Origin of the sequence: Streptomyces abyssalis, assembly GCF_001751365.1 — a bacterium.
GTDB classification, from domain to species: domain Bacteria; phylum Actinomycetota; class Actinomycetes; order Streptomycetales; family Streptomycetaceae; genus Streptomyces; species Streptomyces abyssalis.
Genome location: NZ_LJGT01000035.1, coordinates 1 through 14,434 on the forward strand (window position 1 = coordinate 1; position 14,434 = coordinate 14,434).

At 69.2% G+C, this 14,434-nt stretch carries 10 protein-coding genes, 1 rRNA gene, 1 pseudogene and 2 riboswitches; of the genes and pseudogenes, 11 read left to right on the plus strand and 1 reads right to left on the minus strand.

The window, feature by feature from the left end; genetic code table 11:
* From AN215_RS00220 to AN215_RS00265, 10 genes and pseudogenes are all read left to right on the plus strand, one after another.
* Positions 1–606 (plus strand): 16S ribosomal RNA (locus AN215_RS00220); the annotation flags it as partial.
* 148 nt (positions 607–754) lie between these two features.
* Complete coding sequence (gene clsA, locus AN215_RS00225; RefSeq protein ID WP_070008666.1) at positions 755–1,363, plus strand: cardiolipin synthase ClsA; 609 nt, start codon at positions 755–757, stop codon at positions 1,361–1,363.
* A gap of 108 nt (positions 1,364–1,471) precedes the next feature.
* Positions 1,472–3,967 (plus strand): mannose-1-phosphate guanyltransferase, encoded by a 2,496-nt coding sequence (locus AN215_RS00230; RefSeq protein WP_070008667.1) that lies wholly within the window; start codon positions 1,472–1,474, stop codon positions 3,965–3,967.
* 58 nt (positions 3,968–4,025) lie between these two features.
* Positions 4,026–4,922, plus strand: a complete 897-nt coding sequence (locus AN215_RS00235) for a DUF881 domain-containing protein (RefSeq protein WP_070008668.1) — start codon at positions 4,026–4,028, stop codon at positions 4,920–4,922.
* Positions 4,922–5,254: a small basic family protein gene (locus AN215_RS00240; protein ID WP_027750352.1), complete on the plus strand. Its 333-nt coding sequence runs from the start codon at positions 4,922–4,924 to the stop codon at positions 5,252–5,254. The genes AN215_RS00235 and AN215_RS00240 overlap by 1 nt, the downstream gene beginning before the upstream one ends.
* 5 nt (positions 5,255–5,259) lie before the next feature.
* Positions 5,260–6,381, plus strand: coding sequence for a DUF881 domain-containing protein (locus tag AN215_RS28275; protein WP_079122549.1), 1,122 nt, complete (start codon positions 5,260–5,262; stop codon positions 6,379–6,381).
* A gap of 427 nt (positions 6,382–6,808) precedes the next feature.
* The gene (locus AN215_RS30805) at positions 6,809–7,342 is read left to right on the plus strand and encodes an FHA domain-containing protein (protein ID WP_070008669.1); all 534 of its coding nucleotides are present in this window, start codon (positions 6,809–6,811) and stop codon (positions 7,340–7,342) included.
* 454 nt (positions 7,343–7,796) lie between these two features.
* Positions 7,797–8,270, plus strand: coding sequence for a bifunctional nuclease family protein (locus AN215_RS00255; protein WP_028437364.1), 474 nt, complete (start codon positions 7,797–7,799; stop codon positions 8,268–8,270).
* A gap of 230 nt (positions 8,271–8,500) precedes the next feature.
* Positions 8,501–9,070 (plus strand): MerR family transcriptional regulator, encoded by a 570-nt coding sequence (locus tag AN215_RS00260; protein ID WP_070008670.1) that lies wholly within the window; start codon positions 8,501–8,503, stop codon positions 9,068–9,070.
* 33 nt (positions 9,071–9,103) lie between these two features.
* Positions 9,104–10,594, plus strand: a pseudogene (locus tag AN215_RS00265) (DNA polymerase IV); the annotation flags it as partial.
* Here the strand turns inward: AN215_RS00265 and AN215_RS28285 are convergent.
* Positions 10,537–10,995: a PRC-barrel domain-containing protein gene (locus tag AN215_RS28285; protein ID WP_338057900.1), complete on the minus strand. Its 459-nt coding sequence runs from the start codon at positions 10,993–10,995 to the stop codon at positions 10,537–10,539. The pseudogene AN215_RS00265 and the gene AN215_RS28285 sit on opposite strands and share 58 nt — an antisense overlap.
* 255 nt (positions 10,996–11,250) lie before the next feature.
* Positions 11,251–11,346, plus strand: a riboswitch (glycine riboswitch).
* A riboswitch (glycine riboswitch) is annotated at positions 11,347–11,473 on the plus strand.
* A 60-nt stretch (positions 11,474–11,533) separates the two neighbouring features.
* Here AN215_RS28285 and gcvP point away from each other — a divergent pair.
* Positions 11,534–14,422, plus strand: a complete 2,889-nt coding sequence (gene gcvP / locus AN215_RS00275; RefSeq protein ID WP_070008672.1) for an aminomethyl-transferring glycine dehydrogenase — start codon at positions 11,534–11,536, stop codon at positions 14,420–14,422.
* The last annotated feature ends 12 nt before the right edge of the window (positions 14,423–14,434 follow it).

Sequence of the window (14,434 nt, forward strand, 5' to 3'; positions counted from 1 at the left end):
AGCATGTGGCTTAATTCGACGCAACGCGAAGAACCTTACCAAGGCTTGACATACACCGGAAAGCTCTGGAGACAGAGCCCCCCTTGTGGTCGGTGTACAGGTGGTGCATGGCTGTCGTCAGCTCGTGTCGTGAGATGTTGGGTTAAGTCCCGCAACGAGCGCAACCCTTGTCTCGTGTTGCCAGCAGGCCCTTGTGGTGCTGGGGACTCACGGGAGACTGCCGGGGTCAACTCGGAGGAAGGTGGGGACGACGTCAAGTCATCATGCCCCTTATGTCTTGGGCTGCACACGTGCTACAATGGCCGGTACAATGAGTGGCGATGCCGTGAGGTGGAGCGAATCTCAAAAAGCCGGTCTCAGTTCGGATTGGGGTCTGCAACTCGACCCCATGAAGTCGGAGTCGCTAGTAATCGCAGATCAGCATTGCTGCGGTGAATACGTTCCCGGGCCTTGTACACACCGCCCGTCACGTCACGAAAGTCGGTAACACCCGAAGCCGGTGGCCCAACCCCTTGTGGGAGGGAGCCGTCGAAGGTGGGACTGGCGATTGGGACGAAGTCGTAACAAGGTAGCCGTACCGGAAGGTGCGGCTGGATCACCTCCTTTCTAAGGAGCATGCGGCGTCAGGTACACCTCTCGATGTGAGAGGGGCCCTGCCGTCCAGAGCCAGTANCGGGGGCCCTGTACCCGGGGTCGGGCGGTGCCGGTAGTGTCTGGGTGCATCGTCGACGCGAGTGTTCACAGGAGGCTTCCGGTGGAGGTCCAGGACAAGAAGTCCGCGGAGGGCCGGGTCTTCACCATCCCGAACATCCTCAGCATGGCTCGCCTGGTCGGCGTGCCGGTGTTTCTGTGGCTGATCCTCTGGCCGGTCTTCGGCGGGCCGAACTGCGACGGCTGGGCACTGCTGGTGCTGGCGTTCAGCGGTATCAGTGACTATCTGGACGGGAAGCTCGCACGCCGCTGGAACCAGGTGAGCGATCTCGGCCGGATCCTCGACCCCGCGGCCGACAGGCTGTACATCCTCTCCACGCTGCTCGGGCTCACGTGGCGCGAGATCCTCCCGTTGTGGCTCACGGCGACGCTGCTCGCCCGTGAACTTCTCCTCCTGGTCATGGTGTGGCTTCTGGACCGGCGGGGCTATGCGCCCCCGCAGGTGAACTTCCTCGGGAAAGCGGCGACGTTCAACTTGATGTACGCGTTCCCGCTGCTGCTTCTCAGTGACGGCACCGGCTGGATCGCGTCGCTGGCCGCGGTTTTCGGATGGGCCTTCGCGGGCTGGGGGACGGCGCTCTACTGGTGGGCCGGCATCCTGTACGTGGTCCAGGTGCGCCGTCTGCTCACTGCCGGCTCGGCCGCCGCGTGAGCGTTGTCGCAGGATGGAGCGGCTGGTTCGCGACGGGGCAATGTGTGGGCCTTCCCTGATCGGGGAAGTCGGTATGACCGTCGTCTTACCGAGGAGGACGCTTCCGATATGAAGGCCGTCGTTATGGCCGGCGGTGAAGGGACCCGCCTTCGCCCCATGACCTCGAGCATGCCCAAGCCGCTTCTTCCCGTGGCCAACCGGCCCATCATGGAGCACGTACTGCGGTTGCTGAAGCGTCATGGGCTCAACGAGACCGTGGTGACAGTGCAATTCCTCGCGTCCCTCGTCAGGAATTACTTCGGGGACGGTGAAGAGCTCGGCATGGAGCTGAGCTACGCCAACGAGGAGAAGCCCCTCGGCACGGCGGGCAGCGTGAAGAATGCGGAAGAGGCCCTCAAGGACGACTCCTTCCTCGTCATCTCCGGAGACGCGCTGACCGACTTCGACCTGACCGAACTCATCGAGTACCACAAGCGGCAGGGCGCGCTCGTCACCGTCTGCCTCACGCGTGTACCCAATCCTCTCGAGTTCGGCATCACGATCGTGGACGACGACGGAAGGGTGGAGCGCTTCCTGGAGAAGCCCACCTGGGGGCAGGTGTTCTCGGACACCGTCAACACCGGGATCTACGTCATGGAGCCCGAGGTCTTCGACTACGTCGAACCGGATGTGTCCGTCGACTGGTCCGGTGACGTCTTCCCGCAGCTGATGAAGGAAGGCAAGCCGATCTACGGCTTCGTCGCCGAGGGGTACTGGGAGGACGTCGGCACACACGAGAGCTATGTGAAGGCACAGGCCGACGTACTCGAAGGCAAGGTCGAGGTCGATATCGACGGCTTCGAGATCTCTCCCGGCGTCTGGGTCGCCGAAGGCGCCGAGGTCCACCCGGACGCGGTGCTGCGCGGCCCCCTCTACATCGGGGACTACGCGAAGGTCGAAGCGGGCGCCGAACTCCGTGAGCACTCCGTCATCGGCTCCAACGTCGTCGTCAAGAGCGGCGCCTTCCTCCACCGCGCCGTCGTGGACGACAACGTCTACATCGGGCCGCAGGCGAATCTGCGCGGCTGCGTCATCGGCAAGAACACCGACATCATGCGCGCGGCCCGCATCGAGGACGGCGCCGTCATCGGGGACGAGTGCCTCATCGGCGAGGAGTCCATCGTCCAGGGCAACGTGCGGGTGTACCCGTTCAAGACGGTGGAGGCAGGCGCCTTCGTCAACACCTCGGTCATCTGGGAGTCGCGGGGCCAGGCCCATCTTTTCGGGGCGCGCGGCGTATCGGGAATCGTGAATGTCGAGATCACCCCGGAACTCGCGGTACGGCTGGCCGGGGCCTACGCGACCACCCTGAAGAAGGGGTCGACCGTCACCACCGCCCGTGACCACTCCCGCGGTGCCCGTGCCCTGAAGCGGGCCATGATCTCCGCGTTGCAGACCAGCGCCATCGACGTGCGCGACCTCGAGAACGTGCCGCTGCCCGTCGCCCGCCAGCAGACCGCGCGCGGAAGCGCCGGCGGCATCATGATCCGTACGACACCCGGCGTGCCGGAGAACGTCGACATCATGTTCTTCGACGAACGCGGCGCCGATCTGTCCCAGGCAGCGCAGCGCAAGCTCGACCGGGTCTTCGCGAGGCAGGAGTACCGGCGGGCGTTCCCGGGCGAGATCGGCGATCTGCGGTTCCCCGCGAGCGTGTACGACTCCTACACCGGCTCGCTGCTGCGCTCCGTGGACACCACCGGCGTCGAGGAGGCCGGCCTCAAGGTCGTCGTGGACGCGTCCAACGGCAGTGCCGGGCTCGTTCTGCCGAGCCTCCTCGGGCGGCTCGGCGTGGACTCGCTGACCATCAACCCCGGTCTGGACGAGTCACGTCCGACGGAGACCGCCGACGAGCGCCGCTCGGGCCTGGTCAGGCTCGGCGAGATCGTCGCCTCCGCGCGCGCCGCCTTCGGCATCCGCTTCGACCCGGTCGGTGACCGCTTGTCGCTCGTCGACGAGCGCGGCCGGATCATCGAGGACGACAGGGCCTTGCTGGTCATGCTCGACCTGATCGCCGCCGAGCGGCGCAGCGGCAAGGTGGCTCTTCCGGTGACCACGACCCGTATCGCCGAACAGGTGGCTGCCTACCACGGCACGCAGGTGGAGTGGACGACGACGTCCCCGGACGACCTGACGCGTGTGGGCCGCGACGAGACGACGGTCTTCGGCGGCGACGGCCGCGGCGGGTACATCACCCCGGAGTTCAGTTCCGTCTTCGACGGTTCGGCCGCCTTCGTACGCCTCATCGGTCTCGTCGCCCGTGCGCAGCTCACGCTCAGCCAGATCGACGCACGCATTCCGAGGGCACACGTGCTCAAGCGTGATCTCGCGACGCCCTGGGCCGTGAAGGGGCTCGTGATGCGGACCGTCGTCGAGGCCGCGGGTGACCGCTCCGTGGACACCACGGACGGCATCCGGATCGTCGAGTCCGACGGCCGGTGGGTCATGGTGCTTCCCGACCCCGCGGAAGCGGTCACTCATCTGTGGGCTGAAGGACCCGACGACGCCTCGGCGCAGGCATTGCTGGACGAATGGTCCGCGGTGGTCGACAGCGCCGGCCGCTGACCGCAGAAGTGGTGGGCGGGTTCGGCGGCAGTGACCTTGCCGTGCGACGATGTGCGTCATGTCGCAGCAGCACCCTGAAGGGAGTAACGCTTCGGGGCGTGCGCGGCCCGATGCCTCCATGTCGCTGCTGACCAATGCGATGCACCACAGCCTCGACGACGGGTACGCACAGGCCGCTGCCCGCCGCGAAGCCGAGGGCCGGTCCGGAATGCCGCGCACAGTCCGCGCGAAGCTCTGGCTCGCCACCGGGCTGGTGCTGGCCGCGCTGGTCGTCACCGTCGGAGCCGCCCAGGCACGGGTGTCCGCACCCGAACTCGCCAAGGAGCGGCAGGAGTTGATCACCCGTATCGACGACGGCGACCGGCGTGCCGACTCCCTGCAGAAGAACGTCGACAGGCTCCGTAAGGACGTCGAGACCCGGCAACGCAGGGCCCTGGAGAAGCACGGCGGCGACGAGGCGGAGGTCGCGGGGCTGCTCTCGGGCGCGCTGCCCGTGCACGGGCCGGGCATCAAGCTGGTCGTCGACGACGCCAAGGACACGCAGGACAGCGACTCCGGCGGCCCCCGGCAGAGCAGCGGGTTCTCCGACAACGGGCGGGTGCGCGACCGGGATCTGCAACGCGTGGTCAACGGTCTCTGGGAGTCCGGGGCCGAGGCCGTGTCCGTCAACGGTCAGCGCCTGACGTCGCTTTCGGCGATCCGGGCCGCGGGTGACGCGATACTCGTGGACAACAAGCCGCTCGTGCCTCCGTACACCCTGCTCGCTCTGGGGCCGGGGAAGAAGCTGAGCTCGGCGTTCCAGGACAGTGCCGACGGGCAGTACTTGCAGGTGCTGCAGGAGAACTACGGTGTGCGCACCAGCATCAGCACCCAGGACGAGGTGCGGCTGCCGGCCGCGCCGAGCCTGATCGTACGAACGGCAAAGCCGGTGCAGACAGGAGAGGGCAGCAGATAGTGATCGCCGTACTGGGCCTCATCGTCGGGGTCGTGGCCGGACTCGTGGTCCGGCCCGTCGTCCCGACGGTCGTCGAGCCCTACCTCCCGATCGCCGTTGTCGCGGCGCTGGACGCGGTCTTCGGCGGGCTGCGGGCCATGCTCGACGGGATCTTCGACGACAAGGTGTTCGTCGTCTCGTTCCTGTCGAACGTGGTCGTCGCTGCGCTGATCGTGTTCCTCGGCGACAAGCTCGGTGTGGGCGCACAGCTGTCCACCGGCGTCGTGGTCGTGCTGGGTATCCGCATCTTCTCCAACGCGGCCGCGATCCGGCGGCACGTGTTCCGGGCGTGAGGCCGATGAGCGACGGCGACGGCAACAAGCACCCCGGCGAACTGCCCCCCGAGGAGCCTGCAGGGGAGGGCGGTCCGGACCGCGACCGCGGCGCCTCCCGGCCCGGTGAGGATGAGCGGGAAGGACGCACGTACGGAGGTGCGGGAAGCGTCCGGCCCGGCGGGACCCCGGATGACGGCGGCTCTTCGCAGAGCGATTCCCGGTATCCGCATGCCCGGGAGTCCGCGCCCAGGACCTCTGAACCGGAGGGAAGCGCGGGCGACTCGGCCCGTGCCTCGCAGGGCACGCCGCACGCGGCGGAGCCGGGGAATTCCGAGGGTGCGACGGCAAGCGAAGCGGGATCAGGCGAGGCTGCGCGCGAGCCGGAGTCGACGCGCGCCGGTTCCGCGGGCGGGAAGGAGCCGGAGCGTACGGGCCGGCAGCGGCTGGCACAGGCGGTATGGCCGCCCCGTGTGACACGAGCCCAACTCATCGTCGCGCTGCTGCTGTTCGTGCTCGGCCTCGGACTGGCGATCCAGGTCCGTTCCACGAGTGAGAACAGTGCGCTGCGCGGCGCGCGCCAGGAGGACCTGGTGCGCATCCTCGACGAACTCGACGACCGTACCAAGCGCCTCGAGGACGAGAAGCAGAGTCTCGAGGGCCAGCGCACCGAGTTGGAGAACAGCTCGGACCAGGCGGAGGAGGCCCGCAAGCAGACGCGCCAGAAGGCGCGCCAACTCGGCGTGCTCGCAGGTACGGTGGGCGCTCAGGGGCCAGGGATCGAGCTGACCGTGTCCGATCCCGGCAAGTCCGTCGAGGCGGACATGCTCCTCGACGCCGTTCAGGAGCTCCGTGCGGCCGGTGCCGAGGCGATCGAGGTCAACAACGTACGGGTGGTTGCGAATACGTACTTCTCGGACAGTCCGGGCGGTGTGAGTGTGGACGGGCACAAGATCAGTCCGCCGTACCGCTTTCAGGTGATCGGCAAGCCCAAGGACCTGGAGCCGGCACTCAACATCCCCGGCGGCGTCGTGCAGACGCTGCGGAAGGAACAGGCCGACGCCTCCGTCAAGCCGTCCGAGGAGATCGTCGTGAACGCCTTGCGCTCTGCGAAACGGCCTGATTACGCTCGGTCATCAGGGCGTTGAGGTGTCGGCGGAGTCTTGCGGGGGGTCGGCGGACCCGGTGACCATCGCGTGAGGGAAACTGTCCGAAGGCCAGGGACGTTGTCTGGGCGTCGTACCGGCGGAGTGAGAGCATCGAGGGTCTGTCCTGCCCCACGGGCGGGTCTGTTTCGTGCGAGGGGAATCGCCCGTGAGTTTTTTTGCAAGGTTGTTCGGCAAGGGCCGCCAGGACCACGGCGGTAACGCCGCGCGGCGCCGGACCTCCCGGCAGCACGATGCTGCGGCGGGCACCGAGGGCGAGGGTGCCGGACGGCCGCTGTTCCGCGACGAGGTCACCGCTCCCGGCGCTGGCCATGCGGGTGGTCAGGGCGGGGTTTCGGTTGACCCCGCCGCGTCGGGCCGCATAGGTTCCGGTGCACCATCAACCTCGAACAAGGGTGGAGGATCTGCCGTGCCGGTGTGTAGCAGGTGCGGGACCCAGGTCGCCGAGGCGAGCCGGTTCTGTTCCAACTGCGGGGCACCGCTCCGGGGCGGGGCCCCCGCGGTCGAGGGTTCCTCCGAGACGACCTCCACCATCTCGATCTCGGGCCTGGAGGCTTACGAGGCGGAGGCCACCGGTCAGCAGACTCCGCCGCTCTCCCCGGAGGCACAGGCCGCGGTCGACGCGCTTCCCCTGGGTTCGGCCTTGATGGTGGTCCGTCGCGGACCCAACTCGGGCAGCCGCTTCCTGCTGGACGGGGAGCTGACCACCGCGGGCCGCCATCCCGAGAGCGACATCTTCCTGGACGACGTGACCGTCTCCCGGCGTCACGTGGAGTTCCGTCGCGGCCCGGACGGTGTCTTCACCGTCTCGGACGTCGGCAGCCTCAACGGCACGTACGTCAACCGGGAGCGCATCGAGGCCGGCGTTCCGCTCGCCAACGGCGACGAGGTGCAGATCGGCAAGTTCCGCCTCGTCTTCTTCGCCAGCAAGCGCGCGGTCTGACGCGCGTCACAGGTCCACGAAGCCCGCGCCACAGGCGGTGGGCGCCGACTGCTGCGGTAGGTCGGGACCGGTTCGCCGTTCACGGAGGCCGGGCTCGTCCGGTCCGCCGCGGGGCTCGCCGCCTGGATCGCCGAACGGCTCAGCGGGGTCTCGCGGCCGCACTGTGACCAACGTCCCCTCACCAGTGATCAAAGAGGAGCTGGACGCCGTCGTCCGGGGCCCGAGCCGGATCCTGCGCGCATGGACACCGCAGGGCCGCCTGCAGTCCGAGCAGCACGGCTCCGTCCCCGGGGGCACCGTCCGTGCAGGTCCGCACGGCCTTCGCCCCGCGGCACCGCGGTTCCGCCCCGCTGAGCAGGACATGTGGACCGGCGGCCGGGTGAGTAGGTTCATACGACAGCTCAGGGTGGGTCCCGACTACCCAAACAGGCGGGGCACGGCCTAGGGTTGCTGTGTGAACGAGCTCGACGTTGTGGGTGTCCGGGTCGAAATGCCCTCCAACCAACCGATCGTGCTGCTGCGTGAAGTGGGTGGCGACCGGTACCTCCCCATCTGGATCGGCCCAGGGGAGGCGACCGCGATCGCCTTCGCGCAGCAGGGCATGACGCCTGCTCGCCCGCTCACCCATGATCTGTTCAAGGATGTCCTGGAGGCCGTGGGACAGGAGCTCACGGCTGTCCGCATCACCGACCTGCGCGAGGGCGTGTTCTACGCCGAGCTGGTCTTCGCCAGCGGCGTCGAGGTCAGCGCCCGCCCGTCGGACGCCATAGCGCTTGCACTGCGCACCGGCACGCCCATCTACGGCAGCGAAGGTGTGCTGGACGACGCGGGGATCGCCATCCCGGACGAGCAGGAGGACGAGGTGGAGAAGTTCCGCGAGTTCCTCGACCAGATCTCGCCCGAGGACTTCGGTACCAGCAGCCAGTGACGCCGCTGCGTCACTCACCGTTGCGCGTCCGCTCCGTTCGCGTACGAACCGTGACGTCTTCCCTGCTCACGGTTACGGCAAACCACTCCTTGGGGCAATATCACCCGGCGTGCCGAGTGTGGCGATCGTTGACGCACCACGGGTGACTGCCTACCTTCGGTGAGGCAGGTCGCGGGGTATGCCCCGGGACGTGGAGGACGGAGGTCGGCGTGAGAAGTACCGGCGACGGTATGGCAGCGGACGGCTCTCCTCCGCCGGGGGGCTCCACATCGCCGTCGCCGGGGGAGAGCGCAGCGGCCGAATCGCAGGACCTGGTCGGATACCGCGGGCCGACCGCCTGCTCCGCCGCGGGCATCACCTACCGCCAGCTCGACTACTGGGCGCGCACAGGGCTCGTGGAGCCCAGCATCCGCCCCGCCTACGGATCCGGCAGCCAGCGGCTCTACAGCTTCCGCGACATCGTGGTCCTCAAGATCGTCAAACGGCTGCTGGACACCGGCGTATCGCTGCAGAACATCCGCACCGCCGTCCAGCACCTGCGCTCCCGCGGCCGGACCGACCTCGCCAAGATGACGCTCATGAGCGACGGCGCCACCGTCTACGAGTGCTCCTCGCCCGACGAGGTCGTCGACCTGCTGCAGGGCGGACAGGGCGTCTTCGGAATCGCCGTCGGAGTGGTGTGGAAGGACGTCGAGGCGGCGCTGGAGCAGCTGCACGGCGAGCACGTCGACTCGGGCGAGACCATCGTCGGCGACCATCCCGGGGACGAACTGGCACGGCGCCGCAACCGCGCCGGCTGAGACTGTCGGACCCATGCGGCAGCATCGACCAGTGTGAGAAGCGTTCCGACGATCCTGCACCTGGACATGGACGCCTTCTTTGCTGCCGTCGAGCAGGCATCCAAGCCCAGCCTCCGGGGGAAGCCGGTCGTCGTCGGCGGTCTCGGGCCCCGCGGCGTCGTCTCGACCGCGTCGTACGAGGCCCGGGTCTTCGGCGTCCATTCGGCCATGCCCATGGCGCAGGCCCGTCGGCTGTGCCCCAATGCCGCCTATCTCGCACCTCGCTTCAGCCTCTACCGGGAAGTGAGCGAGGCGGTGATGGAGATCCTCGCTGCCCTCTCTCCTCTGGTGGAGCCACTCAGCCTGGACGAGGCCTTCGTCGACCTCGAGGCCGGTGACGCGCTGAAGGAAGGCGCTGCCTCCCCGGCCGTACGGGCCGTCGGTGACCGCTTGCGGGAGACCATCAGCCGGAGCACGGGCCTCAGCGGATCGGTGGGGCTGGCCGGCTCCAAGATGCTCGCCAAGATCGCCTCGGAAGATGCCAAGCCGGACGGACTCGTCGTCATAGAGCCGGGGACGGAGCGTGAGCTGCTGGCTCCCATGCCCGTGCGCACCCTGCCGGGGGTGGGTCCGGCCACGGCCGAGGTGCTTCGCCGGGCCGGGATCACCACCGTCGGGGACACGGCGGAGGCGGGGGAGGCGGAGCTGCTGAGGCTCCTGGGCAGAGCCCACGGGACCTCGCTGTACGCGATGGCGAACGGCTGGGACGACCGGCCGGTGATCGCGGAGCGCGACGCGAAATCCGTTTCGGTGGAGGACACCTTCGACGTGGACCTCACCGACCGGGCGCTCGTACAGGCGCAGGTCGCCCGGCTCGCCGACCGCTGCGTGGAGCGGCTGCGGGCGGCGGGGCGGTCCGGACGCACCGTGGTGATCAAGGTACGCAGCTACGACTTCTCGACGCTCACACGCTCGGAGACGCTGCGGGGTCCCACCGACGACCCCGGCGTGGTGCGGGAGGCCGCGGCCAGGCTGATCGACACGGTGGACACCACCGCCGGGGTGCGTCTGCTCGGCGTCGGCGTGAGCGGTCTGGCGGACTTCACGCAGGAGGACCTGTTCGCACAGGCACAGGCCACGGCGGATGCCGCCGAGGCGACGGCGGCCGCCGGGGAGACCCGGCAACGGGAGGCACCGGGCCCGGCGGCCGGGCCCGAGTCGGACGGGGCACCGGCCGACCGGCGCTGGGTCCCCGGGCGGGACGTACGGCATGCGGAACACGGTCACGGCTGGGTGCAGGGCAGCGGCCTCGGACGGGTCACCGTGCGGTTCGAAGATCCGGGGTCGGCGCCCGGGCGGGTCCGTACCTTCTCAGTGGACGATCCCGGTCTGGAGGCGGCCGAGCCGCCGCCCCTCGCCGCGATGTCGCGCGCGGAACCTGCTGACCTATTGGGCCGGACGGGGGACGCGGCCCGGGAGGAATCGGTTCAGCTCTCGGTTCCCGCTATCCGCCCGAAGTCCCGGTCGGGCGCGGGCGAGGCCGAGGAGGAAGCCGCCGGAGGGCCGTCGGAGGACCGGGACGGGGACGGAGAGGGGGACGGGGAGACGGAGGGACGCGAGGCTTCCGCGGAGGGCGGCACGTCAAGTCCGTAGTGGAGATAGAGCTGGAGTTCCTGGCGCGGGGAGAGGTGCCTGCCCACGCCCAGCACGGGGGTGCTGCGCACGAGAGCCCGGTCGAAGGGGACGCGCAGGACGCCGCCGACGAGTTCGCTCGGCTCCAGGGGGACGAGGGTCTCGCGCCGGAGGAGGCCGGTCCGCACGGCAGCCCACTCGGGCTCGCCGGTCGCGTCGTCGAGGTACACCTCGCCCACCGTTCCGATCTTGCATCCGCTGCTGTCGAGGGCTTTGCGTCCGATCAGGCTCCGGGGATCGATGTCGTTCTGCACGGTCCCTCCAAGTCGTCGTGACCAGGGCACCGGGTGCGTGACGGTACGAGGCCGGTCCTGGGTCTGGTGGTCTGACGAACCCCTCCCTCGGCTTGTCGTACTGCCGCGCAGCGGCGTGCTGCGGGGGCGCCGGGGACGCCGGGAGCCGGTCGTACAAGCCGTATTACCACCCAAAGGCACATTTCAGCGGTTGGCCACCCGAGTGCACCTCCGGCTCCTGCCGGACGAACCGCTGGTAGGCTCGGAAGCGGCTGTGGACCCCGAGCGGGAGAGTCCTCCGGCGCCAGCCGGGGGCGCCGAAGGAGCAACTCCTCCCCGGAATCTCTCAGGCTCACGTACCGCGCGGGCGAGGTCACTCTGGAAAGCAGGACGGGCCGGGCAGTGTCCGGGCTCCTCCTCACCGACGGTGAAAGCCGGGTCCCCGTCCAGCCGGGGCGGGCCGGTGAAACTCTCAGGTCGCGATGACAGAGGGGGAGGGCGTCCGGGCACCAGCGCCGTGGTGTCCCCGTAGGTCACAGCGACCAGGAGGCCCCCGCAGATGACTGCCAACCGCATCCCTCTCACCGATCTGGAACGCGGAACTCCCTTCGAACGACGGCACATCGGCCCCGACGCCGCTGCCCAGGCGAAGATGCTCGCCCAGGTCGGGTACGGCTCCCTCGACGAGCTGACGGCCGCCGCGGTCCCTGAAGTGATCAAGAGCAACGAGGCCCTTCACCTGCCTCCCGCCCGCACCGAGGCCGAGGTCGTCGCGGAACTGCGGGAGTTCGCCGCCCGCAACCAGGTGCTCCCGTCCATGATCGGCCTCGGCTACTACGGGACCTTCACGCCCGCGGTCGTCCTGCGCAACGTCATGGAGAACCCCGCCTGGTACACCGCGTACACGCCGTATCAGCCGGAGATCTCGCAGGGCCGCCTGGAGGCCCTGCTCAACTTCCAGACCATGGTGGCCGACCTGACGGGTCTTCCGACCTCCGGCGCCTCCCTCCTGGACGAGCCCACGGCGGCGGCCGAGGCCATGGCCCTCTCGCGCCGTGTCGGCAAGGTCAAGCAAGGCGTCTTCCTCGTCGACGAGGACTGTCTCCCGCAGACCATCGCGGTCATCCGCACCCGCGCCGAGCCGACCGGAGTCGAGGTCGTCGTGGCGGACCTGGCCGACGGCATCCCCGCGGACGTGGCGGAGCGGGGCGTCTTCGGGATGCTGCTGCAGTACCCGGGAGCCTCCGGCGCCGTGCGGGACCACCGCGCCGTCATCGACCAGGCTCACGAACTCGGTGCGGTCGTGACCGTCGCCGCCGACCTGCTCGCTCTCACGCTGCTGACGTCCCCGGGCTCGCTCGGCGCGGACATCGCAGTCGGATCGAGCCAGCGGTTCGGTGTGCCCATGGGCTTCGGCGGTCCGCACGCCGGCTACATGTCGGTCCGCGAGAAGTACGCGCGCAGCCTTCCAGGCCGCCTCGTCGGAGTCTCCAAGGACGCCGACGGCGCCCAGGCCTACCGCCTCGCGCTGCAGACCCGTGAGCAGCACATCCGACGCGAGAAGGCCACCAGCAACATCTGCACCGCACAGGTCCTGCTCGCGGTGATGGCCGGCATGTACGCGGTGCACCACGGTCCGGAAGGCCTCGCGCACATCGCACGCCGTACGCACCGATGCGCGACCCTGCTCGCCGAAGGCCTGCGCGCCGGCGGCGTCGAGATCGTGCACGGCAGCTACTTCGACACCGTCACCGCACGGGTGCCTGGACGCGCGGCGGAGATCGTCGCCGGCGCGCGGGAAGCCGGCGTGAACCTGCGGGAGACGGACGCCGATCACGTCGGCATGGCCTGCGACGAGACCACGAACCGGGCGCAGCTGGAGGCCGCCTGGTCCGCCTTCGGCGTCGAGGCCGATCCCGCCGAACTGGACGCCCGCGTGGCGGACGACGCACTGCCCGAGGAACTGCTGCGCACCGACGCCTACCTGACGCACCCCGTCTTCCACGAGTACCGCTCGGAGACCGCGCTGCTGCGCTACCTGCGCAGGCTGGCCGACCGCGACTACGCACTGGACCGCGGCATGATCCCGCTCGGGTCGTGCACGATGAAGCTCAACGCGACGACCGAGATGGAGGCCGTCACCTGGCCGGAGTTCGCGGGGCTGCATCCCTTCGCGCCGGCCGACCAGGCCGAGGGCTATCTCGCGCTCATCCGCCAGCTGGAGGAGCAGCTCGCCGAGATCACCGGCTACGACGCGGTCTCCCTGCAGCCCAACGCCGGCTCGCAGGGTGAACTGGCCGGACTGCTGGCCGTACGCGCCTACCACCGCTCACGCGGCGACGACCAGCGCACCGTGTGCCTGATCCCCTCCTCGGCGCACGGCACGAACGCCGCCAGCGCCGTGATGGCCGGCATGCGCGTGGTGGTCGTCAAGACCAGCGAGGACGGTGACGTGGACACCGCCGACCTGCGCGCCAAGATCAAGCAGTACGGCGACGAACTGTCGGTGCTGATGGTCACCTACCCCTCCACGCACGGGGTCTTCGAGGAGAACATCACCGACATCTGCGCCGCCGTCCACGACGCCGGCGGTCAGGTCTACGTGGACGGCGCGAACCTCAACGCCCTGATGGGTCTCGCCCGGCCCGGCAAGTTCGGTGCCGACGTCTCCCATCTGAACCTGCACAAGACCTTCTGCATCCCGCACGGCGGCGGCGGTCCCGGGGTCGGGCCGATCGGGGTGCGCGAACACCTCGCCCCGCACCTGCCCAACCACCCGCTGCAGCCGGCCGCGGGCCCGGCGAGCGGCATCGGCCCCGTCTCCGGTTCCCCGTGGGGCTCGGCCGGCATCCTGCCGATCTCCTGGGCGTACGTACGGCTGATGGGAGCCGAAGGGCTGCGCCGTGCCACACAGGTGGCCGTGCTCGGCGCGAACTACATCGCCAAGCGTCTGGAGCCGCACTACCCGGTGCTCTACACGGGACCGCGCGGTCTGGTGGCGCACGAGTGCATCATCGACGTGCGGCCGCTGGCGAAGCAGACCGGCGTCACCATCGACGACGTGGCCAAGCGGCTGATCGACTACGGGTTCCACGCACCGACCATGTCGTTCCCGGTGCCGGGCACGCTCATGACGGAGCCCACGGAGAGCGAGGACTTGGCGGAGCTCGACCGCTTCTGCCAGGCGATGATCGAGATCCGCGGTGAAATCGACAAGGTCGGCTCGGGGGAGTGGCCCGCCGAGGACAACCCGCTGTGCAACGCGCCGCACACCGCGGGGCACTTGAGCGGGGACTGGAAGCACCCGTACGGGCGCGAGGAGGCGGCGTTCCCAGCGGGCGTCAGCGCCTCGGAGAAGTACTGGCCGCCGGTGCGGCGGATCGACGGTGCCTTCGGCGACCGCAATCTGGTGTGCTCCTGCCCCCCGCTGGAGGAGTACGACGGCTGAGCCGGCGCGGCG

Bases quoted from the DNA above. Each gene is read 5' to 3' on its own strand.
- AN215_RS28275 (WP_079122549.1), top strand. From the start codon at position 5,260: ATGAGCGACGGCGACGGCAACAAGCACCCCGGCGAACTGCCCCCCGAG.
- AN215_RS00230 (WP_070008667.1), top strand. From the start codon at position 1,472: ATGAAGGCCGTCGTTATGGCCGGCGGTGAAGGGACCCGCCTTCGCCCC.
- AN215_RS00235 (WP_070008668.1), top strand. From the start codon at position 4,026: ATGTCGCAGCAGCACCCTGAAGGGAGTAACGCTTCGGGGCGTGCGCGG.
- gcvP (WP_070008672.1), top strand. From the start codon at position 11,534: ATGACTGCCAACCGCATCCCTCTCACCGATCTGGAACGCGGAACTCCC.
- AN215_RS00260 (WP_070008670.1), top strand. From the start codon at position 8,501: ATGGCAGCGGACGGCTCTCCTCCGCCGGGGGGCTCCACATCGCCGTCG.